Annotated in this window: 1 protein-coding gene; it reads left to right on the top strand. The window is 64.6% G+C overall.

Features of this window, described 5'->3' with window-relative positions; genetic code table 11:
• Positions 1 to 842: elongation factor Tu (tuf, locus tag NKH63_RS31285; protein ID WP_352485094.1), on the top strand; the 842-nt coding region annotated here is incomplete at both ends.

Below are 842 nucleotides of genomic sequence, written 5' to 3'. Positions count from 1 at the left end.
CGCGGCATCACCATTTCGACGGCACACGTCGAATACGAGACGGCTGCCCGCCACTATGCCCATGTCGACTGCCCCGGCCACGCCGATTATGTGAAGAACATGATCACCGGTGCCGCGCAGATGGACGGCGCGATCCTGGTCGTGTCGGCCGCCGACGGCCCGATGCCGCAGACCCGCGAGCACATCCTTTTGGCCCGCCAGGTCGGCGTGCCGTCGATCGTGGTGTTCTTGAACAAGGTCGACCAGGTCGACGACGCCGAGCTGCTCGAGCTGGTCGAGCTCGAGGTGCGTGAGCTTTTGACCAAGAACGAGTTCCCCGGCGACGACATTCCGATCGTCAAGGGTTCGGCGCTTGCCGCACTTGAAGATTCTGACAAGAAGATCGGCGAGGACGCGATCCGCGAATTGATGGCGGCGGTCGATGCCTACATCCCGACGCCGGTTCGTCCGCTCGACAAGCCGTTCCTGATGCCGATCGAGGACGTGTTCTCGATTTCGGGCCGCGGCACGGTGGTGACCGGCCGCGTCGAGCGCGGCGTCGTCAAGGTCGGCGAGGAGCTGGAGATCATCGGCATCCGTCCGACCACCAAGACGACCTGCACGGGCGTCGAGATGTTCCGCAAGCTGCTCGACCAGGGCCAGGCCGGCGACAACATCGGCGCGCTGTTGCGCGGTGTCGACCGTGAAGGCGTCGAGCGCGGCCAGGTTCTGGCCAAGCCCGGCACCGTCAAGCCGCACAAGAAGTTCGTCGCCGAAGCCTACATCCTGACCAAGGACGAGGGCGGCCGTCACACGCCGTTCTTCACCAACTACCGTCCGCAGTTCTATTTCCGCACGACGGA

It is taken from the genome of Mesorhizobium sp. M0960, assembly GCF_040319055.1.
GTDB lineage: Bacteria > Pseudomonadota > Alphaproteobacteria > Rhizobiales > Rhizobiaceae > Mesorhizobium.
The sequence above is the reverse complement of the archived record's forward strand: the minus strand, read 5'-3'. Positions and strand labels throughout refer to the sequence as shown.